14 protein-coding genes are annotated in these 24,371 nt (G+C 54.3%); 5 read left to right on the top strand and 9 right to left on the bottom strand.

Annotation, left to right across the window (positions count from 1 at the left end):
• Window positions 1–362: 362 nt before the first annotated feature.
• The 5 genes from JE47_RS0103050 to JE47_RS0103030 are packed head-to-tail and all read right to left on the bottom strand — an operon-like array spanning window position 363 to window position 7,961.
• Window positions 363–1,424: a serine hydrolase domain-containing protein gene (locus JE47_RS0103050; RefSeq protein WP_031458337.1), complete on the bottom strand. Its 1,062-nt coding sequence runs from the start codon at window positions 1,422–1,424 to the stop codon at window positions 363–365.
• A 43-nt stretch (window positions 1,425–1,467) separates the two neighbouring features.
• Entirely contained in the window at window positions 1,468–3,996 is a 2,529-nt protein-coding gene (locus tag JE47_RS0103045) for a VWA domain-containing protein (RefSeq protein ID WP_031458336.1), read from the bottom strand.
• Window positions 3,993–5,843: a vWA domain-containing protein gene (locus tag JE47_RS0103040; protein ID WP_031458335.1), complete on the bottom strand. Its 1,851-nt coding sequence runs from the start codon at window positions 5,841–5,843 to the stop codon at window positions 3,993–3,995. Before JE47_RS0103040 ends, JE47_RS0103045 begins: the two co-directional genes overlap by 4 nt.
• Window positions 5,844–5,863: 20 nt before the next feature.
• The gene (locus JE47_RS0103035; RefSeq protein ID WP_031458334.1) at window positions 5,864–6,781 is read right to left on the bottom strand and encodes a DUF58 domain-containing protein; all 918 of its coding nucleotides are present in this window, start codon (window positions 6,779–6,781) and stop codon (window positions 5,864–5,866) included.
• A complete protein-coding gene (locus tag JE47_RS0103030) occupies window positions 6,753–7,961 on the bottom strand; it encodes a hypothetical protein (RefSeq protein WP_031458333.1) in 1,209 nt (402 codons plus the stop codon). Before JE47_RS0103030 ends, JE47_RS0103035 begins: the two co-directional genes overlap by 29 nt.
• Before the next feature lie 107 nt (window positions 7,962–8,068).
• On the opposite strand from JE47_RS0103030, the gene JE47_RS0103025 reads away from it, so the two are divergent.
• Window positions 8,069–9,454, top strand: coding sequence for an NAD(P)H-dependent oxidoreductase (locus JE47_RS0103025; RefSeq protein ID WP_051871059.1), 1,386 nt, complete (start codon window positions 8,069–8,071; stop codon window positions 9,452–9,454).
• 169 nt (window positions 9,455–9,623) lie between these two features.
• Window positions 9,624–10,490, top strand: a complete 867-nt coding sequence (locus JE47_RS0103020; protein WP_031458331.1) for an NAD(P)-dependent oxidoreductase — start codon at window positions 9,624–9,626, stop codon at window positions 10,488–10,490.
• Between the two features lie 158 nt (window positions 10,491–10,648).
• Here JE47_RS0103020 and JE47_RS0103015 read toward each other — a convergent pair whose 3' ends face one another.
• Entirely contained in the window at window positions 10,649–11,326 is a 678-nt protein-coding gene (locus JE47_RS0103015) for a response regulator transcription factor (protein WP_031458330.1), read from the bottom strand.
• A complete protein-coding gene (locus JE47_RS20295) occupies window positions 11,323–13,773 on the bottom strand; it encodes an ATP-binding protein (protein ID WP_236631116.1) in 2,451 nt (816 codons plus the stop codon). Before JE47_RS20295 ends, JE47_RS0103015 begins: the two co-directional genes overlap by 4 nt.
• 208 nt (window positions 13,774–13,981) lie before the next feature.
• On the opposite strand from JE47_RS20295, the gene JE47_RS0103005 reads away from it, so the two are divergent.
• The 3 genes from JE47_RS0103005 to JE47_RS0102995 are packed head-to-tail and all read left to right on the top strand — an operon-like array spanning window position 13,982 to window position 16,875.
• A complete protein-coding gene (locus JE47_RS0103005) occupies window positions 13,982–15,028 on the top strand; it encodes an amidohydrolase family protein (protein ID WP_031458329.1) in 1,047 nt (348 codons plus the stop codon).
• Window positions 15,029–15,041: 13 nt separating this feature from the next.
• The gene (locus tag JE47_RS0103000; RefSeq protein ID WP_031458328.1) at window positions 15,042–15,818 is read left to right on the top strand and encodes a metal-sulfur cluster assembly factor; all 777 of its coding nucleotides are present in this window, start codon (window positions 15,042–15,044) and stop codon (window positions 15,816–15,818) included.
• Window positions 15,819–15,831: 13 nt separating this feature from the next.
• Window positions 15,832–16,875, top strand: a complete 1,044-nt coding sequence (locus JE47_RS0102995) for an NAD(P)-dependent alcohol dehydrogenase (RefSeq protein WP_031458327.1) — start codon at window positions 15,832–15,834, stop codon at window positions 16,873–16,875.
• A 153-nt stretch (window positions 16,876–17,028) separates the two neighbouring features.
• On the opposite strand, the gene JE47_RS0102990 is transcribed toward JE47_RS0102995, so the two are convergent.
• Complete coding sequence (locus tag JE47_RS0102990) at window positions 17,029–17,871, bottom strand: hypothetical protein (RefSeq protein WP_031458326.1); 843 nt, start codon at window positions 17,869–17,871, stop codon at window positions 17,029–17,031.
• 155 nt (window positions 17,872–18,026) lie between these two features.
• Complete coding sequence (locus JE47_RS0102985; protein ID WP_031458325.1) at window positions 18,027–24,320, bottom strand: SdrD B-like domain-containing protein; 6,294 nt, start codon at window positions 24,318–24,320, stop codon at window positions 18,027–18,029.
• Window positions 24,321–24,371 lie beyond the last annotated feature (51 nt).

The raw sequence follows: 24,371 nt of genomic DNA, 5'->3' as shown, positions 1-24,371 counted from the left end.
TTGTCACCCTATTCTGCGGGGACGTATGCCTTATCCACCAGCGTTCCCCGACATTCTCTATTGCGTATAACTCTATTGCGTATAACGAGCCTCATCAACAGCCCGGGTTGTCGATCAGGCTCTAAGCTATTGTCTCTATCATTATACCTCGTAATGTCTCTTCGTCTCCCTCACACGTCGGTCGGGGCTTTTCAACGTTCTTTTCCGATCCAAAAAAGGAGAGAGGAGTTGGATCTAGGAATAAGCGGTCGGTGCAAGTTCCACCCTTCGTCCTCCACAAATGGGGCTGGGAGCGCTCATTCTGCGTAGAAGCCGGAGGACCGCACTCCCAGCTAAGGGGAATCCGGACACATTGAAAAACCTTACACTTCATTCCCGATGCTCTGCAATACACTATCCACGACTGCTGCCGAAACCTCGTGATGACGGTATGGTGGTGGTGTACGTTTGGGGTATGTTCGATTGCAGAGCAGTACGATTGCCAGGCCCTGTGACGGAACGCCGATGATGATCGGGCCGGTAAATCCACTGTGCCCAAACCCTTCAGCCTTTGCCGCACCCATATACGGTCGGTTCAACATCCAGCCCAGACCGCTTGCCGGATGCGCGGGATGTGTATCCGGCTCTGGTCGTGGCTGAAGCGCTATGCGGACAGTTGCCGGTTTCAGCAGTTGCTGTCCATCCCACCATCCCTCTTGCAAGAAGAGTTGCACCAGTCGCAGCACATCACTTGCGCTACCGAAGAGACCGGCGTGACCGGCAACACCCCCTAAGGCATAGGCACTCTCGTCGTGAACGATACCGTGTACCAGCCCACCACGCCACTCCTCATCCCATTCGGTAGGAGCAATGCGTGCTCGCCATTCTACCGGTGGACAGAAGCGGGTTGTCCGTATGCCGAGTGGTTGGCAAACCAGTTCGCTGAGCGCATCAACCAGCGAACCTCCGTACACGGCTGCGATCACGTCACCCAGGAGGAGTGTGTTGACGTTCGCATATCTGGTGACATTACCAGGAGGATGGGTGGGTGGAGTTGCGTATACCACCTCTCTGATCGTTGCTGTTCCACTACGCGCCAGCGGTGCCAGTTGTACTGCCAGCCCGCTACGGTGACTGAGCAAGTGTCGAATGGTAATATCAGCAGCGTGCAGGTTTGGTAACCAGTGTTGAACTGGTCGATCAAGAGGTAATAGACCGGCGTCGTGAAGTCGCAAGGCGGCAGTTGCGGTGAAGACTTTAGTTAGTGAGGCCAGGTCGTAGATGGTGTCGAGCGTGACTGTGCTCGTTCCCGGATCATCGTACATTGTAGTTCCGTATGCCGCAGCGTGCAGCAATCGATTGTTCTGGGTTACGACGATCACTGCTCCTGGAAAGATGCGTGCACGAATTGCCGTTGTGATGATTGCGTCAATATCATCTATCATAGTAAACTCGATTTAACCGCGGATGATTGTAGTCTCAAATCCATCACCTTAAGCCTCGATTCCTCCGCAATGCAATCTCGACCAGCCAGAACACAAGGGCCAGCCCGGCCAACAACGGCCACAAGACCGTTGATGTCGGTTGCGGGGATGATGTTAACGAGGTAGTGAGATCAAACTCCAGGTTGCCGCCGGTAACGACAGCGATCTGGCGTAAGAGTGCTTCGCCTGTGTTCGACGTGTGTATAGCGTACTCCGCCGGTGGGGGTTGAACATAGCCAATACTGCGCTGCAGGGTTTGTTGCCCGCTAAACAGCGCAACCGTGATCTCATACGGGCCGCTGCTGGTAAATGTTAGGTCGCGGGTATAGTATCCCGGCCCCATCTGCTCCAGACGGAAGCTCTGCTCACTGCCATCAGGTAGGGTGATGCGGGCGTTAACCTGGGCTAAATCGATAGGGTCGCCGCCCGCTGTTTGTGCCTCAACCACCAGGCGAGTCCCATTTGTTGTCGGTTCCAGTCGTACCTGAAGTGGCCCACTGTCAGGTGTTGGTATGGTATAACGTACAACTTGCGCCCAGAACTGATCGTATCCCTGCCAGCCTGGCCAGGCGTTAGCCCAGGGCTCGGCAGCGCTGGCTGTCCAGGCGACACTCCGGCCTAAACCGTATTGCCAGACGGCTAATAGCGGGTCTCCTGTCGGGCTTTTGAGGACAACAGTAGCCTCGTTGCGTGGTTGCAAAGCAACGTATCCGTCGATCAGAGGGAGTTCACGGGGATCGAGGTTGCGTATCAGGGGGTGCGCTTGATTCACCAGTACCGGCGCCGGTTGCTCAACCGTTGGCTCGGCCGCCACAATCTCACTCTCCTGCAACGTGAGCCGTGGCAGATCGGTGGCATCTGCCACGAAGTAGTACCGTCCATTTCCCCATTGAGCCAACTGATCTAGTAATTCCGTGTCGGCGTCGGTACCGATAGCTATCGTCGAAAGGGTTATCTGGGCCGCACGAGCCGTTTCAATCAATTGTTGGTAACGCGGATAATTATTACTGTAACTGCGTCCGTCGGTCAACAGCACTGCATGTCGGGTACGATACGGTTCGTTTGCCAGCGCCGGCAAGCCAACTGCCAATGCTCGTTCGATATTAGTTCCACCACCAAGTGGCATCAGAGCGATCTGGCTTTGCAACTCGGCCAGCCGTGCCCCTTCACCGACCTCCTGAAAAGGGATCGTCCAGATCGTATCGGTATCAAACGCTAATACACCAACCCGATCCTCTGATTGTAAAGCGGTAAGGGCAAGCATTGCTGCCTCTTTCGCCATATCGAACTTTGTCACCCCGAACGAGGCGCTCATGCTGGCCGAGCGATCGATGATCAGCAAGAGAGATACCGGTGCACGTTGCGGACGTGGTGGCGGTGTCATCAGCAGCGGTAGAACATCAGCTAGTGGTGTGTCTGCATACCCGCCTAGTGTAAACGATTGTCTCCCACCGAGAACGGTCAGCCCTTTCCCTTCACTGCGCACCGCTTCGCGGATCGCCATCATCTGATCGAGCGTCAGTTGATGGGCCGCTACGTCAATCATGACGACCCCTTCAAACCTACTCAAGAGTTCGAGGTTGGTGGGAAATGCACTCGCCGGGATACGTTCAACTTCTGTGCCGGCCTGGCGCAGAGTAGCACCCAGTATCGCGCCGCTCTCACGGCTACCTTCCACCAACAAGATGCGTGGTGGTGGTATGACCAGTGCGGTCATGGCAGCGCTGTTGTTCGCGGCAAAGGTATCATTCCCAGTAGGAATAATTTCGGCACGCAGACTGAGGATTCCCGGTTTGGTTGCGCTGTGCGTTGTGACAAACTGGTACTGTCCAGGTGGGATGAAGACCGACTCTGCGGTGAGCAATTCACCCTCTGCCCATACGTTCAGGCGAGCAGATAGCGGATCGGCGTTATCTGTTGGTTGATAAAAGGTAGAAATCACGATGTCGAACGTTTCGCCACTCCGCAAGAGGGTAGGGGCATCGATGCGGGTCACCGCAACTTCTGGTATTGCTGGTGGAGCAAAGAAACGCACGTCAATTTGGATACCGGCTTGTGCTGCCTGCTGTGCCGCAACCAGAGCATTGCCACCGGTCGCCTGACCGTCACTGATCACGATCACTCTCCCCCCGCCGGGCAACAGTTGTTGAGCAGTCGTGATCGCTGCTGCCAAATCACTCCCTGCGCCATTTGGTAGTCGGTCGCGACCTGCCACGACTGTCGCCCCAAATGCCAGCAAGCGCGTTTCTGGGCCGGCCGCAGTGGCAATTGATTCTGCTTCAGCTCGAATCGCAGCGCGACCGGCAGCAGTCAGACTGTCTGATTGATCGTACAGCACAATCAGCGGGCTATTACCCGGTTTGCCGGCCTTCGGTAGTACCGGATCGGCCAACGCGCCGATCAAGAAGGTAACGATGACGAGCCGTAGCCCTACCACCGACCAGGGTAATCGACTTCTGGTACGTCGCCAGATTAAGACCAGCGCTGGGAGCGTCAACAGGAGCCAGAACATATGTGGTGCTTGCCAGATCATCGTACCTCCTGGACAGATCGGCGCTGAATGTAGAGCCATTCCACAACCAAGATGATAATTGCCATCATGATTAACCATGACCACAATGGTTGCGGTGTTGCTATCGGTTTGGTCTGGGTGAGTGTGACGGCAGGGCTGATCGTTGTGTTTGACATCCGTGGCGTCGGGTCAGCTTCGGCAAGCGTGCCGGCGTTGACGGGGAGGTGCGCCTCGTGGATAGCCTGATCGTCAGCCCATTCACGGATGCGGAAGAGACCGGTTTGGGTCAAGGTGATAGCAACCGGAAGAGCCGGTTGAACATCGAATACATCACGTTTACCATCAGGAGCAGTGATCTCTAATTGGGTTGTCCGCAGATCGGCCTGATAGAGTAGGGTTTCCCCTGTTATGACCGCAGCCGGCAGTGGCGGTGGCGCCAGACTACGAATAGTACGCGCTACCAGTAACGGAAACGCCAGCCGTCGGGTCAGGGGATGATCGGTGAGATCAACATTCCAAACGGCCACCTCACTACGTTCAACCCGACCACGCAGGATAAGCGGGTGATCACCACTGAACGCCAGCGGTGTTAACCAATCTGGAGGTTCAATAACGGTAATTGCTCCCCAGTCAATGCCGCTCAGGTTAACGTCGCGCAAGAGCGTTTCTCCGGCAGGTGTGAGTGTAATCGAAGGAATAGCGGTTGTTGTTCCTCGTACATCGAGCAGTGATCCGGCGGGCGGGTTGATGACGAGCACACCACCTGTCGGCCAGCGTGCCGGCAATGTCTGTACCAAGATGGTGACATCGGCAGTAGTCGATTGCTCGGCAACGTAGGCGGCTGGTGTCACGGCTGTTACGACAACGTCTGGCATGGCCTGCAACGCCCGTACCAGCGCCGGTGAATCGTCGGCGACCAAGAGTACCCGAATGGGGCGCCGGTTATTCACTATAACAGTCGCAGTATCGTCGAGCGGTAAGCCATCAGCGCCATCGAACGCTAACCGCACCTGCTGCGCTGGCCCCGGAAGAGTCCAGCTTAGTTCGAGCACAGCACCCGGTTGCATACTGACCTGCTCAGTCAATTGCAGTTGATCATCAAGCCAGAGCTGCACCGGCCCCCTAAATAGGCGATTACCGGCATTGACGAGCCGGGCATAGATATGAATGGCCTGAGCCGCATCTGTTCGAGCAGCCAGTGTCGCTACTGCCCGATTCGGTTGTTCAGTGCCGATTACTTCAATGTGTATAGGAAAGCGGATATTGCTGACATTGGGCGGAGGTAGTGCCCCGTCGGTAAGTACAAATATTTCGGCTCCTGGTTGGTCGAAAAGCAACGTTTCGGCGATGGTGAATGCGCCAACCAGATCACTCCCGCTTCCCTCAATATCGAGAGTATTGAGTGCCCCTAACAGCCGCGCACTATCGGCAACATGACCACGGTCGATCAACCGTGGTCTTGGGCCAGCGCCGATCAACACCACCTGATCAGCACCACGCATCTCTCTGATCAAAACGGCTGCCCGCTGGCGGGCGCGTTCGAGACGGCTGCTGCCACCTTCCACCAGCGCCATACTGGTTGACGTATCTATGATAATTGCCCACGTGCGTGCACTTGTCCATGGCAAGGTGATCTCAGGCTGAGCTAGGGCAACACCGATCAGTAAAGCAACCAGCAAGTGCAGGAATAAGAGCAACGTCAGGCGGAGGCGCCGACGGCGGTGGGCAGTAGCTTGCAGTGGAATCTGCCGCCAGAGGAGCAGAGATGGTACCTCAACGCGCCGACGGCGCGACTGCATCATATGCAAGACAACGATGATCGGCAGCGTGAGGAGCGATAGCAGAGCTAAAGGAACGAGCAGTGTCATACCGATCCTGAGCTAGTGCGTTACGTTAGAAAACGACGAACCCGTAGAAACGGAATAATCTGGCGTTCGAGAACCCAATCGGTCATGATAGCGGCGTACCTTATACCATAGGTAGCACATTGACGGGTAATTGCCGACCGCCAGTTCTGAACGGCGGTGCGATAGGCGGCCAGCGTCTCAGCATCAAGATCGACCTCCATGCGTTCGCCGGTTTCGCTATCAACCAGTTCTAGCGGCCCTTGAAGATTCGGCGCTGTCTCCGTTTTACTCAGGATATGCAACACCATCACCTGCCAACGCGGCGCCGGTAGAATCAGGGCGAGTCGTTCCATCGGCATCGCTGTGAGCAGATCGGAAAGGAACAACACCAGGCCACCCCGCGAGCTGCGCTGGGCTATCTGGTAGGCTGCCTGTACCAAATCGGTGCGTAGTGTCGGTGTTACTTCACGCAATGCAGTGAACAGTTCAACCGCCTGCATCTTGCCACGCGCCGGACCAAAAACGGGAGATGGCCGATCACCGGCCAGTACACTCACCCGATCACCGTGGGCCAGTGCCAGATAACCGATTGCTCCGCTAAGCTGGATTGCCAGCCGCAATCGATCCGGTTCACCCATCGCCATGCTTCGCGACGTGTCGAGAATCACACTGACTGCCACGTCTTGTTCGGTTTCGCCCAGACGTACCAAAAGCTGCTCTTGCCGGGCGTAGACATTCCAGTCGAGATAACGCAGATCATCACCGGGAACATACGGACGATGATCGCTAAAAATCGTTGCCGGCATTGGTTGCCGACCAGGATAACGCCCGACAATCGGTGTGCCGCGCAAAGTACGTTGCGCTTGCAGGCTTAGTCGCTCTAGCCGACGCAGAAATGCTTCGTCGAACAATGGCGGCGGTGTACTCGATTTACGGCGAAAAATAGTTGCGAACCACATCGCGGACATCCGTGGGTATCTGAAGTGGATCATCGGCAGCTTGCACCGGTCCACCGTTCCCAAATCCTCCTGAGCGAATGATCGGGGTTCCTGTCTGAGCGTTAGTGGTCTGTTCGCCAGGGGTACCGGTGGTTGGAAGCTGACCTTGACCGTCGGTTGTTAACTCTAGTGGTGTACCCTCAACCCCACTTGGGCGAAAGGGTTGCTCGCGGCGCTGACTCCCTAGTGCGTTTCCTTCCCCACCACCGCCACTTGCGATGGATGCAGATGAACTGGGTTGTCTCTCAAGGGCATCTGCCAGCGCCTCAAGACCGGCAGCACCGGCAACAGAATCACCAAATTGCAGCGCATCGGCGGTCGCTCGCATCTGATCGGCCAGATCAGGGCGGCTACGCTGAATCGTGCGGGCTGCTTCACGGAGGGCATCGGCTAACGCTTCACGGGTAGCCGGTGAGACCTCACCCATCTGGTCGGCCAGTCCACGGAGGGCATCAGCAGCACCAGCCACATTTCCCTGATCGAGGGCCTCAGCAATCTGTCGGGTCATGCCCTGATCACGTAACGCATCGGCCAGCGCAGAGAGTGTGCCCGGATCGCTGCTCGCTGCCGGAACCGAAACCGGGCTGGTTGGTTGCTGATCGGATGGCATCGCTACCGGGTCGGGCCTTATTAGATCGGGCAATGGTTCGGCAGTGCTAGCCGGAGGTATTGGTGGTGTTGCCAGCACAAGTAGACCGATAAGAATGAAGAAGAGTGAGACCGGGGTGAGTGCTTCTGACCAGAGTGGTGTCCTGGTTCGATTGACATAATTTTGCACGCGATCCAAACTCTCTTGAACCTGTGACTGCAACCGGGCCGCGATCCCGACTTGATTGCCTCGTAGTTCCAACGCAGTGCTCACCTGTTCGTGCAGGCCAAAGCGGCGATCAAGGCGGCGTGCCACCGTCGCTAATGACAACTGGAACATCATGGCCCGCAAGCTACCTACAAGCACACTACCGGCAATAATCCAGCCTGCTCCATAGCGTGGGAATGAACCGAGACCAACGATCGGCAAGAGCGCACCGATACAGGCAATCAACAGCCCAACACTGACAGACCGAACCAACTCCTCGATTGCGTGCTGCCGCCAGCGTTGGGTTTTGAGGGAACGAAGTTGTTTTACCAATTGATCCTGCATATTGGCAGTGTACCACAATCTGATCGATTACAATATGGATCACCGATGATTTTTCGCGATCTGATTGCCTTGCCGTTGATTACGTTGATTAATAGAAGGGGAAATGTATGAATGACCTGCTCTCGCTCCTGGCCCGTCGGGTTGCTGAAGGACGGCCCTTACGGGTAGGCCTCATCGGCGCCGGGAAATTTGGGACAATGTTTCTGGCGCAGGCGCGTCGGGTAAGTGGTCTCCATGTTCTCGGTGTAGCCGATCTGTCTCCTGAACGAGCGCGGATCGCATTCGAGCGTGCTGGTTGGCCTGCTGAACAATACGCAGCTACCTCGCTGGCCGATGCCCTACGGCATGGAACAACCCACGTTGGCGATGACGCGGCAGCTCTTATTGCCGCAGATGGCCTTGAAGTGATTGTTGAGGCAACTGGTGCACCTGCCGCCGGAGTCGCGCATTGTCTGCTGGCAATTGAGCATCACCGTCACGTGGTCATGGTCAACGTCGAGGCCGATGCCCTGCTCGGCCCCCTGCTCGCTCGCCGTGCCGCTGAGGCGGGTGTCATCTACTCGCTGGCGTATGGTGATCAACCAGCCCTGATCGCCGAGCAGGTAGAATGGGCGCGGGCTTGTGGCTTCGAGGTTATTTGTGCCGGTAAGGGTACCCGGTACTTACCGCATTATCATCAGAGCACGCCGGATACCGTCTGGCAGTATTACGGCCTGAGCGCCGAGCAGGCAGCGGCGGGTGGCATGAATCCACAAATGTTCAATTCCTTTCTCGACGGAACCAAATCGGCTATCGAGATGGCAGCAGTTGCCAATGCCTGCCTGCTGCGCCCACAACTTCATGGGCTGGCATTTCCTCCCTGCGGAGTTGACGATCTCCCTCATGTGTTACGACCCCAAACGGCCGGTGGGCAGCTAACGCATGCTGGTACCGTTGAGGTTGTTTCATCGCTCGAGCGTGATGGCCGTCCGGTATTTCGCGATCTACGGTGGGGCGTCTACGTAGTCTTCGCGGCTCCCGACGACTATGTGCGACGTTGTTTTGCCGAATACGGCCTGGTCACCGATGCCAGTGGAGTTTATAGTGCGCTGTACCGTCCTTCCCACCTGATTGGACTGGAATTGCCGATTTCGGTGTTGCGAGTAGGTCTACGCCAGGAACCAACCGGCTATCCCAGAGCATTTCTCGGTGATGTGGTGGCAGTTGCCAAGCGTGATCTGGCCGAGGGCGAGGCACTTGATGGAGAAGGGGGATATACCGTTTACGGGAAACTCATGCCAGCAGCCGATTCGGTGGCTATGGGAGCATTGCCGATCGGGTTGGCCCACAATACCCGCACCTTACGCCCGATCCCGGCAGGTACTGTTGTGCGCTGGGATGATGTTGATTACGAAACCAACCATCCGACCGTCCGTCTACGCCGCTTTATGGAGCGCACGATGACCGGGCGCGTTTCTGAAGGTATGCCCCCGTTTCCGGGGATGGCGGGTTAACGCCCCGTGTCGTTGTGACGCAGCCGGGTCATCTCTGCTCCGGCGACAGCTATGATCGGCGAACAGAACCATCCTGCTGACGGCGGCATATCGGAGTTTCATTGAAAGGGGCTTGGCAGTACATCTGTCAGGACAGGAATGTTCAGACACTCTCTGCGGGGATAAGCCAATGACGATCGCACTGTTTGGGTTAGGGTTAATGGGGCGGCCAATGGCGCGCACATTATTGGCTGCCGGATTTAACATCATCGGCTGGAATCGTTCACCACTTGACCCATCGTTGACCGAAGGTATCCCACTGGCCACCACCCTCGCCGAAGCGGCGCAGGCCGAGACACTGATTCTGATGTTGAGTGACTCGGCTGCGGTTGACGAGATGTTGCGCCGCCTCGATCCATTGTTACAGCCAGGACAACTGGTCATCGATATGGGTAGCTCTGATCCGCTGCACTCCAAAGCGCACGCAGCAAGGCTGGCCGAACGAGGTGTTGGCTGGGTCGATGCGCCAGTATCAGGTGGGCCCGAAGGGGCAGCAGCAGGAACGTTGGCAATTATGGTCGGCGGCATGACTGAGGATGTTAGTCGTGCGCAGCCGATATTGCGGGCATTGGGGCGACCAACCCACGTTGGCCCACCGGGTGCCGGTCATACTGCGAAAGTGATTAATCAACTGATCGTCGGACTAACCATTCAAGCCGTCGCCGAAGCGATCGTACTGGCCGAAGCCTACGGAGTCGATCCGGCACTCTTGCGCACAGCGTTAGCTGGCGGTTTTGCCGATTCGAAGATACTGCAAATTCACGGCGCACGGATGGCGGAGCGGCGCTATGTTCCGGGCGGTAAGGTCACGACACAGCTCAAAGATTTGCGGTTAGCAGCAGCGATGGCACAGGCCGCAGGGGTTGAGTTACCGCATCTGACCGACACCATTGCTCGTTACGAACTTCTAGTCGAACGCGGTCTTGGTGAACTGGATCACTCGGCGTTGCATGTGTTATTGACAAGTGAGGGGAGAGGAGTCAGAGGCGGGGAGTGAGCAGCGAATCGACAGTATGGTGGGTTCCCAACTTGCCCTTTCCTTTTGTGCCATGAGGTCGTAAGTGGAGCGAAGTAGTTTTGACGCAGCAGAAGCAGGTTCCCCACCTGCCATCGTGGAAGGAGAAGTTCATCGCGACAATAGTGAGAGCCGACCCACTATTCACTGTGATTAAACCGGTATCCAACATGTGGTTCGGTAAGGATATAACGCGGGTGCGAGGGATCTGGCTCTAATTTGACTCGTAAACGTCGAATGACGCCTTTGACATAGTCAGTTGAGTCGATATACTGAGGACCCCACACCCGTTGTACGATCTGGCGTGCTGTAACTACACCATTGCGGTGAGTCACTAATTCGGCCAACACTGCATATTCAATTGGCGTTAAGCTAACTATTTGCCCCTGCCGTTGTACCAGGCGACGGCTTGTATCAATCACCAAATCAGCACATTGAATCACGGTCTGCTCACTCCGTCCACGACGCAAAACAGCCCGAATCCGTGCAAGTAGCTCACGCAATCGAAATGGTTTTACCAGATAATCGTCAGCGCCGTTATCGAGAGCAGTCACGATGTCGGCTTCAGCACCTTTCACACTGACGACAATGATTGGAGTTGAGCTTTGCTGCCGGATTTGTTGACAAACGGCTATACCATGCACTGATGGCATAACGAGATCGAGCAATACCAGATCAGGTGCAAACTGTGTGAACAAGGCTAGAGCGCGATCACCATCATGCGCAACCGCAATATCATACCCCTGCGCTTTTAACGAGGGTGTGATTGCGGCCACAATCCCCGGATCGTCATCAACAATAAGGATACGCTGCTTCATACTGACTCTCTGCTGGAATGCTCTACCGGACACCAGGTAGTTGGTTGTTCGTTGAGCAACGGCAAGATAATCCGAAAGATACTGCCACCACCAGGTCGTTCATCAACCCAGATATTCCCCTGATGTGCGGAAACAATGCCGTGGCAGATTGCGAGCCCCAACCCACTCCCATTACGATGACTACGACGGTCACGTTCCAGACGGTAAAACCGATCAAAGATGCGATGTCGTTCATTGATGGGGATGCCCGGACCGCGATCACTAATACTTATCACCAGATCGGTATTCGTGCAGAATGCTTCTATGGTGATAGGACCTTCGGGCGGACCGTACTTCTGAGCGTTTTCAAGAATATTCCACAGCACTTGAGTAATGAGCGTCGGGTCAATATATAACGGCGGCAACGTTGGCGACAGGAAGATTTCGATCCGACATACAGGGTATTGTTGCTGGAAGTTGGTGATAACATCGTGCACTAATGCGTGTAATTCAACCCACTCACGATCAATTGGGAGTGTACCGGCTTCAATCCGCGAAAGATCGAGTAGCTGATCAACAAAACGGCTTAAACGCGCTGTTTCACGTGCGATATTCGACAAGAGCGCTCGATGATCGATGGGTGACACCTCATGTTGACGTTCCAACAAGTCTTCGACTGAAGCCCGAATAGCGGTTAACGGCGAGCGAAGATCATGGGATACACTCGCCAAAAACACACTCTTTAGATGATTGGCTTGCCGCAGCGCATCATTTTCACTGGCTACCTGTCGCAAACGGGCATTACTCAGAGTTAGGCCTAATTGCTGCGTAATTGTTAGTAAAAGAGTCAAATCTTCACCACTGATATGGCGATGGGCACGGCTACCAATTAATAAGGCCCCTGCATTTGTAGCATGGAGGATGATCGGGAGCACAACCAGATCACAGCAATCGTGTAACGGAAGTAACGTCCCTTCATGAGCAACAGCATGTTCACGACAGAGCCAGATCGGCTGACCGGTACTCATTACCGTTTCCACCAGAGCCAGGATCTGCTCTTGATCGATTGCAATTTCAGGCACCGCAGTGATTGCTAGGTGTCGATCCTCTTTTAACACCATCATCCCAATATCAAGGTGGGTAAGCGCGAGAATACGCTGCAAAACCACATCGATCTGGCGAATTGGATCGATCAGTGTACTGAGAAAGAGAGCTAACGTGTTGAGAACTTCAGTTTGGGCAGCATATGCCTGCAAATCGGTGTAGAGGCGAGCATGACGTAGTATTGCTGCACCGTGGGCGGCCAGAGTCGCACCACTTTGTTGATCGGCAATCGTCCAGGGGCGAGCCGGTATACGTACCACCAAAATCATACCGCTAATGTCGGGCAGTGGAAAGCCTGCCAATTCTTCTTTGTAGTTGGTTATGGTGGTGCCGCTTATAATAAATGGACGATCACAGAAACGCCAGGTGAGAATTGTCGGATCATGGATAGCGTGCTGTAGAATTTCTGACGCCTTTTGACCTGCTTCACCTGACACCGTCCAGAAATATGTACGCGGCGGGCCAGCAGTTGTTCCTTCTGCGAGTACGGTACCACTGGCATCGAGCAGACGGCCCATTTGTTCAGCGATTACGAAAGGAGTACGTACCGGATCGAGAACACTGCTCACGATGCGCATAACATCAGCTAGACGCTCGAAACGCACCAGTTGGTCACCGGCGACCGGAGATGCATTATTACTTGGTACTGGTGGTGTCCAACCGCTGAAAATCCGTGATCGAGCCGGTTGTGTGACGCGCTCCAACCGGTAACGTCGTTGCACTTCAGCGGCTGCAGCAGCCATAATTCCGGCGAGAAAAGGCCGAACAAGTCGGTAATCCCCGGTGATGTCGAGTACCCCCAACAGATGACCATCATCGGGATGGAATACCGGTGCAGCAGTGCATGTTACATCTTGCCAACCGGTACAGTAGTGTTCGGCGCCGACCAGTTGTACAACCTGTCCTGTCGCCAGGGCGACTCCGATCGCGTTCGTTCCTGCGACGGCCTCACTCCAGTTACTCCCCGGTAGCAATCCCTTGCGTGCTAGTTTGTGTCGGCATTCCGGATCGCCGTCGACATCGAGCAGCGTACCTTCGGCGTCACTTACTGCAACGACGTAACCAACGTTACCGAGCGTCGCTCGTAAGCGAAGAAGAACAGGACCGGCGGCGCGTAGAAATGCTACATTTAGCTCATACAGATCGCGAAGCTGCTGATCATTGGTTGTCGCAAAACGTGCCAGATTGAGATCAGCATTTACGGCTAATTCCCGGCAGCGTTGCCACGAATCGCGGATGACAGCGCGCATTGAGGAAAGATCGACGTCGGCATTGCTCAGAAACTTTTCGCGCAGTGTGGCAATCCGCCATACCAGCGTGTCGAGATCTGCCATAGTGGCTATTCCCAGCGCTGATTCATTCATAGCGCCTCCCTGCGCGTGATATTCATACACCTGTTGAACTGCGGTAATCTGGTTATACCATACCTCAATGAGGGTCGTCTACTATCCCTGCCAATTTTTTCACCGCTTTTTCACCGTCACCTTATTGCTGAACCGTTACGATACATACATCCCACTCTCAATCTGTCACGGTGTTGGTGGTCGTTGTCATTGTAGACAGGAGGCTCGTATGTATCGTACCGATGATGGTCGCGAAATCTTCGTCATTGATGCACATACCCATTTATGGGATGCTAGTCCGGAAAATCAGCGCGGGAAGCTCGGCAAAGGCTGGATCGATTGTTTCTACGCATACCATAAGAACCTGTCGCCAGCCGATAAGGTTTGGACACTCGAACATTATGAGCGCTACTCAGTCACAGACATGGCCCGCGACCTGTTCGTTGAAGGCTATGTTGATATGTGCATTCTGCAATCAACGAACCTTTTTGAGTTCTACCATACTGGCTTCAATCCTATCGAGCGCAATGCGCAGTTAAAGGAAGCCTTCCCAGAGCGCGTTATCCTGAACGGTTCATTCGATCCGCGTCACGGTGAAGATGGGCCACTTGGTCTGAACGCATTACGGCGAGCGAAGGCTCAATACGATATTAAAGGTGTGAAGCTGTATACTGCGGAATGGGACAAGGGTTCTCGTGGTTGGAAATTGAGCGATCCGGCGGCTTATCCCTTCTTTGAAGAGTGTGAGCGGCTTGGAATTACCAACATTCACGTCCACAAGGGTCCTACCATCTGGCCCCTCGACCGCGATGCGTTTGATGTGGCTGATGTTGACTATGTGGCAACCGATTTTCCCGGACTAACGTTTATTGTTGAGCATTGTGGTCTACCACGCCTGGAAGACTTCTGCTGGATCGCGACTCAGGAAACAAACGTTTGGGGTGGTCTGGCAGTAGTGATGCCCTTCATTCACTCGCGTCCTCGCTACTTTGCCGAAGTGATGGCCAATCTCCTCTACTGGCTCGGGCCTGATAAGCTGACCTTCGCCAGTGACTATGCTCTCTGGACTCCGGGATGGTTGATCGAGAAGTTCATGGCCTTTGAACTCCCGCCTGATCTCGAGGCTGAGTTCGGTGTGAAATTGACCATCGAGACCAAAGAGAAGATTCTCGGACTGAATGCAGCACGCCTCTATGGCATTGATGTCGAAGCAAAGAAGGAGCAGCTTCGGAACATGCCGGTAATGCTCGATGGTGCTACCCCTGCCGTGGTGTGAAAGGGGGTTGCAGATGCCGACGGTTGCCGAGATTTATCACGCCCTGTCAGAGGTCTATGATCCCGAACTCGACACCCCGATCACCGAATTGGGGTTCGTCAACGAAGTGCATATCGCAGAAGGACATGTAACTGTGATCTATACAGTACCAACCTTCTGGTGCGCGCCCAACTTCGTTTTTATGATGTCACAAGACATCCGCCACGAGGTCGGGCAGATCCCAGGGGTACATCAGGTCACGGTTCTCGTTCGCAACAATTGCCTCGCTGATGAGATAAACAGCGGGATTAATACTGGACGAAGTTTTGTTGAAACGTTTCCGGACGATGTCGATCACCAGGCTGATCTTGAGGCGTTGCGCTACACATTCATCGTCAAAGGTTTTCTAGCACGCCAGGATGTCTTAATCCGTCGAATGCGACAGGTCGGCTTAAGCGATGCAACCATTCTCGGTTTGCGTATTGGTGATGTAATGGTAGCTGGGGAAGACTTGCTTGTGCAGGCGACACCTCCTCAGCGTATTCCATTGGCCGCGGCTGATTTACAACGGTATCTCCACAAGCGGCGCCGACTGCATCTGGCAATGAATGTTGATGTACGACTATTCACAACTGTCACAGATCAACCAATCGCAGAAGCCGATCTGCCGGCTTACCTGCGCTACTCACGTTCGGCTCGTCTTAATATTGCCTTCAACACCAGCCTCTGCGAAGGACTGCTGAGGACACAGTTCTTCCCGGAACGGCAATACGACTATTCCAGCGTTGGTGATCGCCTGATGATTGAATAGAGAGGATATTCCTATGCGTGCTGCCCGTCTGCACGAGTACGATGAACATCTCAACGTCCAACTTCAGCTCGAAGAGGTACCGCCACCCCAGATTACAAAGCCCGGTGAGGTGATTGTCCGTATCGGCGCAGCCGGTCTCTGTCGTACCGATCTTCACATCATTGAGGGGGTCTGGAAGGATATACAGGATCCACAACGAACTTTGCTGCCTTACATTCTCGGTCACGAGAATGCAGGGTGGGTCGAGGAAGTTGGTCCTGGTGTGACCTCGGTCAAAGTCGGTGATCCGGTCATTTGTCATCCCTTGCGGTCATGCGGTATCTGCCTTGGCTGTCGGCGCGGCGAAGATATGTACTGCGAACATGGCAGCTTCCCTGGCCTCAACTGCGATGGTGGTTTCGCCGAGTACATGTTGACGAACGAACGAGCGCTCATCAAACTCAATCCAAATGTCGCTCCGGTCGATGTAGCACCGTTGGCTGATGCCGGGATCACTGCTTATCGCGTGGCTAAAAAAGCGGCACGCAAGTTGAATCCCGGTCAGTACTGTGTGATCCTTGGCGTTGGCGGCCTCGGTCACATTGCCTTGCAATCAGTACGAGAACTATGTGGAGCGCGAATTATCGCTGTTGATCGCTCGGAGGCGGCCCGTAAACTAGCCCGTGATTTGGGAGCGCACTACGTCCTCGATGGGACTGATACAGTCGTACAGGAGGTCAAGGACTTAACACACGGTGGCGCCCATGTGGTAATTGATTTTGTCGGCGAATTGGGTGCTGAGCAGATCTCATGGCAGATGCTGCGTCAGGGTGGAACCCATTTTGTCGTTGGGTATGGCGGTGCGATCCACGTACCTACTGTCCATATGATCATCACCGAGATTGCAATTGAGGGAAGTCTGGTCGGTAATTACGTCGAGCTGGTTGAACTGATGGAGCTTAATGCAGAAGGACGAGTAAAGCTCTATGGTCAACAATACCGCCTTGAGCAGATCAACCAGGCAATTGACGATTTCAAGCATCGACGAATTGCTGGCAGGGCGGTGATTGTACCATAAGGAATGAGCGGATATGGAGTGAGGGAAGAGACTGCAACGGTCTCTTCCCTCATTTATTTATTGCCGCACCAATAGGAGCGAGTTCAAAACCTGCCCCCATAAGGTTCTATTGCTGCGTGCGATGGCTCATTCGTATTCAATACCTGTAACCGCTTAGTGATCTTCTGGAGCGGTTAGGAGTTTACGCAACAGCTCTTCACGAGACTCAGACGGAGGTGTAATCAGTAGTGTTGATAAGAGACGGTCGTTAGTAGATACCGGCTGTGATGATCGGCGTGCTGGCCAGAACTGTAGGCCCAGGCCACCTGCTAGCAAGATAATGCTAAGGATAAACCAGAACTGGGCATTGAATGGTGCGGTTGCTGCGGTGCGCGGCAGCCGTGTCGGCTGCTGATCGATAGCCGTTGCCGGTACAGTATCAGCATCTGTAGCGATACCGGTGTACGGTAACTTTGGTGGCATCGTTTCAGGCACAGGCTCAGGCAAAGCCGGAACAACGACTGGTTGTGGTGCCGGTTCTGCGGTCGGTGCTTCGATTGTCAGGTCGGGCAAAACTGCCGTATTTGGCGCCGGGCTGGTGAAAAAGAGGTGTACCACAACCGTATCGCCAGGCCCGACTGCAATCTCCAATGGCGGCTGAGCGGGCGAACCCTGGTCTGGGTTCAAGTTAAGAGCAAGCCGATAATACCCCGATTCTACCCAGCGGTCATAATTACCATTGCCATCACTGTAAACTAACGCCTCACCAATCTGAACAGCAATACCGGCTGCTGGAGCATTGGTTCGCAGATCAATAATTGTTCCGGTTACCCGACCCATCGGCAGTGGTGTTGGTGTTGCCGGAACAAGAACCGGCGGTGGCAATGTTGGGCGTGGCGACGGTTGCAGCGCCGGAGCAGCGGTTGATTGAGCCGGGAGCGGCAGGAGGGTAAATCCTATCACCATTGCGATCAGGCCGCTGATCATCATGCTGTAGCTGATCATTCGTCGTTGCATAAGCAACTCCTTACCCATTCATAGTATTGTCGGTGTGGCTGGCGCAGGCAGTCATCGCCACGTCTTGTATGACAACAATATCGCGAATTCCTTTACTTGTCCAGGTGGAAAAACCTGCACCAAGTTACATTGCAGGTTTTTCCACTATTGCAGCGCTACTCTGAAACAACGATGGTTATTTCGGCCCGATTATTGGTCTCGTTGACTTCTTCTACAGCGCCAAATGGCGAACGCACGTTACCAGACTCGTCACGGTTCCAGCTATCTACGTATACATAGATAGTATTGCGTCCCGGAGGCAGCCGCCCGTTCCAGGTTGGCGAACTGGTGGCTGGATCGTAGCCGAATGGGTTGGTCGAACTCCGTGGCCGACTGTTCAACGTCACACTTTCGCCAGGCTGGAGCGTGCCATCGAAGAACCAGGCCAATCCTTGCCGTGACAGATCATTCCAGCGCTCGTTGACCTCTGGTGGGCGTCGCGGATTGACATAGAGGTCTACCCAGAAGTTGCTGGCCGGTTCGCGACCAACGTTGGTAACCGTGATCTGATACGTAACCGGCGTGTTGAGATTCGGATTGGCCGGTGTGGCCTGGATGCTCACGATCAAATCTGGCGGTACCTGTACCATCGTTAATGGGAGATAGACCAGAACCCGTCGGTAATAACCCATGTCCACAACCGCATTCTGTCCAGCTCCCAACGTGAAGGATACTACCGGGCCATCACTGTCGATGGTATCATCACCGCCGACATTTGGCTGCGCCGGTAGGTAACCAGCCAGGTTGGTAAAGGTCACAGTAACCTCACCGGGTGGCAGATTGGTTACATTGTAAGCGCCATTCGTATCAGTCGCGACCTGAATTGTCTGCGGGAAAGCTGGTAACAAGGTTGGTGTGAAGGTCACCGTCACGCGAACCCCGCTCACGCGATCCGTTTCTCCAGGATCGCGAACGTTATTTTCATTAGTGTCAAACCATGCGATACCGCTCACGCTCCCAGTCCCGCGTAGTCCGGCATCAACACTACCGAGGGCCTGACCACTGGCAACGGTAAAGTTGACAGTTGTGCCATCGGTGCGGAAGTCATTGTCGTCGTCAACACTGATCGAACCGCTCCCGTTATTAGTGGTGGCGTAACCGGCAGGTATGGTCAGACGCAACGAGTAACTACCCGGTGCCAGGTTACTAAAGGCATAGCTGCCATCGCCTAGCGTCTGCGTTGACGTGATCGTATTTCCGGCCGCATCGCGCAGAGCGATGGTCAAATTCGGAATACCAGGCTCACCGGTATCACGCACTCCATTCCCGTTCACGTCATACCAGACCAGATTCCCAATCGCCGTTGTCCGGTACAAACCGAAGTCAATGGTTGCATCATTGGCCGTAAGCGTCAATGACGAACCAACGGCGTTACTATCAGTTGCCGGGTTCCCACCTTGATTGGCCGTGGTTAAGAGATATCCGAAGCGGCTTACCGACTGAATAGTAACCGTACTACCAGGTGGAATGTTGCCGATTGAATAGTTTGGAGATAGGCCACTGGCACTGGTTGAGGTGGTCGTAAAGGTGAACGATGGATTAGTACTGTTGATGACACCGCTGTTGGTTTGAACCTGGATGACAATCGTCACATTCTCCAGCGCCTGTTCGCCGGTATCTTGAATGCCGTTGCCATTGGTGTCTTCCCAAACGAGATCACCAATTGATAGGGCGCCACGCAGACCGGCATCAATGTAAGTGATGTTCGCATCTGAAGCGATGGTAAAGCTATCGGTGCAACCGCTAGGGTTGGCATCACTATTGTTATCGGTCGTCAGCGTACTACCTTTAGTAGTGAAGACAAATCCTGTTGGTGCAGTAAAGCAGAGCTGATAGCTGGTATTGGTCAAACCGGTCGGCTCAATACCGGTGATAGTGAATGCTCCACTACTGTTGGTCGTCACCGGAGTGCCGGGGCCGCTATTATTCCCAACGAGGCGCACCGAAACATTCTCCATCCCCGGCTCACCGCTATCAAAAATGCCGTTGCTGTTGGTGTCGAACCAGACGGTACCGTTGATCTGTGCCCGGCGGTAGTAGCCAAACGGGACTGCTGGTGCAGTTGCACCACTGAGCACCAACGCCGTGGCTGCCGTGCCGCTGTTCCCCGGCGAACGGGTATACCCAGATGGGTCGGTAGGAACGCTGAACGTGTAGATGCCGGGCGGGCCACTGAAGGTCACTAGACCTGAGAGGTCGGTTGCCTGCGAACCTGACACCGGCCCACTCACGTTCACGGTGACCGCCCGCAGACCAGCTTCACCGGTCTCAAAGGTATTGTTAATCGTCACCGTCTCGTGGAACACCCGTGCCTGTACCGTCACGTTCTGGTAGTAGCCCTGGTCACGGCTTTCGGTTGTTCCCACGCCGAGCGCCTGATCGGTCAGGGCGGCAGGGCTATCACTGTCGGTCGCATCATCTCCCACATCGGCCTGCGTTACCTGGTAGGGTGGCGTTGCCGCAGGTGGGGTGAAGCTCAGCGTGAAGGTGACCGCCCCCGTTCCACCGGGTAGCCCGCCAAAGCTGTAATTGCCGGTACTGTTAGTGGTGGCGCTGCGCGTGATGGTGGTATTCAGATTAGGCAGCGCGACCGTCGCCGTCAGCGTGACGGTTACGTTGGCGAGCGCCGGATCGCCGGTGCGCTGGCCGTCATAGGCCTGGTCAACGAAGGTGATCCCGTTGACTGTGCTATTCCCAATCAGCGCGGCCGACCGGCTCGTTGTTTGGCCGTCGGTAACGGTAAATAGATCAGTTCGACCATTATTGCTCACAATGCTGGCAACGTTGTTATCACCCGTATTAGCGGCCACAAAGCTGAAATTAGCTGCATTGGGGTTGACAAACTCCAGCCGGTAACTTCCACCTTCAACGTTGTTAATGGTGAAATTACCGTTGGTATCGGTTGTGGCTATACCGACTTGCACATCTGATGTGTTCAGCAGGCGTACTGTGACCCCAATGATCCCCGGCTCACCACTGGCTGAATTATCAGCCGGTGCATTCTTGCCATCGAAGAATACCCGTCCGCTAACCGTTCCAAAAGTGTAGAAGCCAAACACATTGGTTGTTCCGGGCGGGCTAGTTTGGGTCAGTGAACTGCCCCCACTGGTGAGAGGTGAGCCGACTACCGGAATTGCGGCGGTTGACCCCGAAGAAGGCAACAAACCACTGAGCGGGGTTGAGCTTTCGTCAACATTGAGGAAGTAGGAGCCGGGACGAGCAGTGAAAGTGACCAGGCCACCAGTCGTCGTTGTTCCAGTAAGCACGGGTGTTCCACCTTGTTCCAGGAACACACGGACACCGACAATCCCATTTTCACCGCTATCCCACTGATTGTTACGCCCGGCTGAGAGTTCTCGGAAAACACGGGCTGTAATGGTGACGTTCCGGAAGTAACCCTGATCAACATTAGTAATCGTTCCACCAGCAGTCGGATTAGTGATTGTGACGATCGGGCCATCACTATCGATAGTATCATCGCTGCCCACATTTGCATCACTGGCGATATAAGCTGTAGAAGGTGGTGCAAAGCTGACAGTATAGGTTACACCGTTGCCACCGGGCAGGTTGTTGAAGGCATAATTAGGTGCTGGCGTACTTATAGTGGCCTGGTAGGTCGCTACCAGGTTCGTCAGATTAGCAGTGACCGTTAGAGTAACGGTTGCACCGCTCAAGTTAGTATCACCTGCATCTTGCAGATTGTCGGCATTGTTATCCTCAAAAATTCGACCACTGACCGTTGTCCGACCGCGGAAGCCGGCATCAATGTTGGTAAGTGAACCGTTGTAAGGTACCGTTAAGGTGCCTGTGCTACTGGTAGCTACATTCCCTGCGGTCGTAACATCGCTATCACCGCCGGTGATAAATTCATAATTCGTCGTATCGGGATTCGTAAACCGTACTGTATAGTTACTAGGTAGAATACCGGTGAAGGTATAGGCACCACTGGTATTTGTGGTTCTGGTGTCAACGACAGTGTTTGAAGAGTCGATCAACTCAACCGTCACGTTACGCATTCGTGGTTCACCACTGTTGGCCAGACCATCACCATTCGCATCGAAGAAGGCGATACCGCTAATGCTTCCTGGTCGGTAGTAGCCAAATTCGGCATTTTGTACCGCCTGGCTGGCCAGATTAGTGAAGCTCAGACTACCACTATTGCCAGGCGAACGCTGATACCCTGCAGGTGTCGTCACCGTCACTGTGTATGAACCGGGGCGCAGATTAAAGATGGCTTCTCCACCAACATTCGTCGTTAGAGTCTGGGATTCAGTGCCTGTGACCTGAACGGTGACGCCACTAATTCCGGGTTCGCCACCATCTCGTGTATTGTTGATCGTCACCGTCTCGCCGAAGACCCGCACAACGATACGCACCGGTCGGTAGAATCCAGCATCAATACCGTTGTTAGGTGTATTCAGAACTGGTGTAAAAGTATCGGTACGCCAGACATCACCACCGACGTTGGCTGTCAAATCACTGTAGTTGGTGTACGTTGCTTCAGTTGGATCAACGGTAGTACCGGTTGGACGCAGACTACCGACAAATCCAATATAACCCGCACCGGCAGTTGCGAGATCGAACGTCACGTAGATTTCTTCAGCAGGTATTCCAGGGAGAGTGTATATTCCGCCTGCACCGCTGGTTGTTGTGCCAAGCAGAGTGTCATTACTTGCCCGGTACGCTCTGACGGTAACACCTGAAATAGTTGGCTCACCAGTATCGTAAACACCGTTGCCATTTGCGTCTTCAAAAACTAGATTACCGATACTGGCTCGTGTCATACCAAAATCAACCCCAGTATCTTCTGGTGAACCTGCACTTAGTGAGCTCGAGTTACGATAGACATAGCGGTCACCGTTGACGTTCGTAGCCGCAGTTCCGGTCGAATTGCCCAAACCGACCAATGCACCACCGGGTTTGAAGTTGTCCGGATCAAGGGCAATACGATAGCTACTGCCTAGGGGTAAATCATCGAACAGGTAGTAGCCAGGTTGACCATTGTTTGGGTTATTGATAGTAACGGTAAAGAGTTCGCCGCTGTCTCGGATGCCATTACTGTTGCTATCAACAAAGACAATGACACCGTTCACCCCAAGTTCACCAGGGTCTTGATTTCCATCACTATCATCGTCAAGCCAGACGAAGTCGCCCACGACGCCCTTATAGAAGCCAAAACGTTGGTTGGAATAGACATTCGTCGTGGCATTTACAGTGAGAACCGGCCCGGTTACATTACTTGAACCGGGTATTCCATCTGGTGAACCCACATCACCACCTGAAGCATTCGTTGAATTCGCCGCGCCGAAGAGCGGGGCACCGCTGGCAAACTGGCTATTGGGTATCACAACCTGGTAGGTTGTCGTCAGCGGCAAACTGGGGAAGACAAAAATACCACCCTCTTCAGGCTGGGTCGATCCGATCCGCTGGCGCGTGGTAGTGGTACTGATTACTGTAGAGGTATTCGTATCTACTAACTGAACTGTGATCCCATTCAATCTTGGTTCACCACTTTCCCAGAGGCCGTTGCGGTTGTTGTCGCGCCAGATGAAGCCACTTACTGCCCCGCGGGTGAAACCGATATCAACACTGTCAATGTTGACCCCGCGTCCGGTATTGGGCAGCGTTGCTTCGACATTCCCGCCGACCAATACTGCATTCGAGTCGCGAATGGTTGGGTTTGGATCGCCATCGTTCACAAAGGCTTGGGTTAGAATGTAGCCGGCTGGAATGTTAGTCGCCAGAATACGCACACGGTAGCCGGCGCCAGTGGGGGCAGTGTTGAAGATTGCACGCCCAAGAGCGTCGGTGTTCACCGGCCCGGCAACAGTATTGCCCAGGCTATCAACCAGGCGTACCGGCAGACCACTGAATGACGGTTCGCCAGCATCCTGAATCCCATCGGCGTCACTGTCATCCCAGACTCGCACCGAGATACTACGAGTCCCAGCGGGAGCACCGGTATCTACCGAACCACCGTCAAGCTCACGCAGGCCAATTCGTTGGGTGACAGCGCCTCCCGAAATAGTCACAAATGAGAGGAGGCCAGGATTATCATTTCCTGGTACAGAGACAACACGGGCGCCGAGGTTACTTATTTCAATGCGATAGTTGCCGTCGGGTAATGAGGGAAAGACCACTTGCCCACTGCTGTCGGTTGTATTCAGACCAACGATCACGCTTTCAGCAGAATAGACCGAGACCAAGATACCGCCGATCCCAGTTTCACCACTGTCGAAGGTGCCGTTGCGATTACTGTCAAGATATACCTGAACGGTGAGAGTTCCTGCCGCAAACACCGACATGACTGCGCTGAAAAGGAGGCTGAGGATGAGGGTAACAATGAAACCTGTGAAGAAGTAGGAACGCTGAGCAGGGCCTCGCTTGAAGACAAAAGGTGGTTGAGCCATAGCGTGTGCTTCCATTTAACAACAAGTGCTTTTTCGTTACAACCTATAGTA

Source organism: Chloroflexus sp. MS-G, from assembly GCF_000735195.1.
GTDB lineage: Bacteria > Chloroflexota > Chloroflexia > Chloroflexales > Chloroflexaceae > Chloroflexus.
The sequence above is the reverse complement of the archived record's forward strand: the minus strand, read 5'-3'. Positions and strand labels throughout refer to the sequence as shown.

Bases quoted from the DNA above. Each gene is read 5' to 3' on its own strand.
- JE47_RS20295 (WP_236631116.1), bottom strand. From the start codon at position 13,773: ATGAATGAATCAGCGCTGGGAATAGCCACTATGGCAGATCTCGACACG.
- JE47_RS0103020 (WP_031458331.1), top strand. From the start codon at position 9,624: ATGACGATCGCACTGTTTGGGTTAGGGTTAATGGGGCGGCCAATGGCG.
- JE47_RS0103025 (WP_051871059.1), top strand. From the start codon at position 8,069: ATGAATGACCTGCTCTCGCTCCTGGCCCGTCGGGTTGCTGAAGGACGG.
- JE47_RS0103005 (WP_031458329.1), top strand. From the start codon at position 13,982: ATGTATCGTACCGATGATGGTCGCGAAATCTTCGTCATTGATGCACAT.
- JE47_RS0102995 (WP_031458327.1), top strand. From the start codon at position 15,832: ATGCGTGCTGCCCGTCTGCACGAGTACGATGAACATCTCAACGTCCAA.
- JE47_RS0103040 (WP_031458335.1), bottom strand. From the start codon at position 5,843: ATGACACTGCTCGTTCCTTTAGCTCTGCTATCGCTCCTCACGCTGCCG.
- JE47_RS0103045 (WP_031458336.1), bottom strand. From the start codon at position 3,996: ATGATCTGGCAAGCACCACATATGTTCTGGCTCCTGTTGACGCTCCCA.
- JE47_RS0103050 (WP_031458337.1), bottom strand. From the start codon at position 1,424: ATGATAGATGATATTGACGCAATCATCACAACGGCAATTCGTGCACGC.
- JE47_RS0103035 (WP_031458334.1), bottom strand. From the start codon at position 6,781: ATGTGGTTCGCAACTATTTTTCGCCGTAAATCGAGTACACCGCCGCCA.
- JE47_RS0103015 (WP_031458330.1), bottom strand. From the start codon at position 11,326: ATGAAGCAGCGTATCCTTATTGTTGATGACGATCCGGGGATTGTGGCC.
- JE47_RS0102985 (WP_031458325.1), bottom strand. From the start codon at position 24,320: ATGGCTCAACCACCTTTTGTCTTCAAGCGAGGCCCTGCTCAGCGTTCC.
- JE47_RS0103000 (WP_031458328.1), top strand. From the start codon at position 15,042: ATGCCGACGGTTGCCGAGATTTATCACGCCCTGTCAGAGGTCTATGAT.
- JE47_RS0103030 (WP_031458333.1), bottom strand. From the start codon at position 7,961: ATGCAGGATCAATTGGTAAAACAACTTCGTTCCCTCAAAACCCAACGC.
- JE47_RS0102990 (WP_031458326.1), bottom strand. From the start codon at position 17,871: ATGCAACGACGAATGATCAGCTACAGCATGATGATCAGCGGCCTGATC.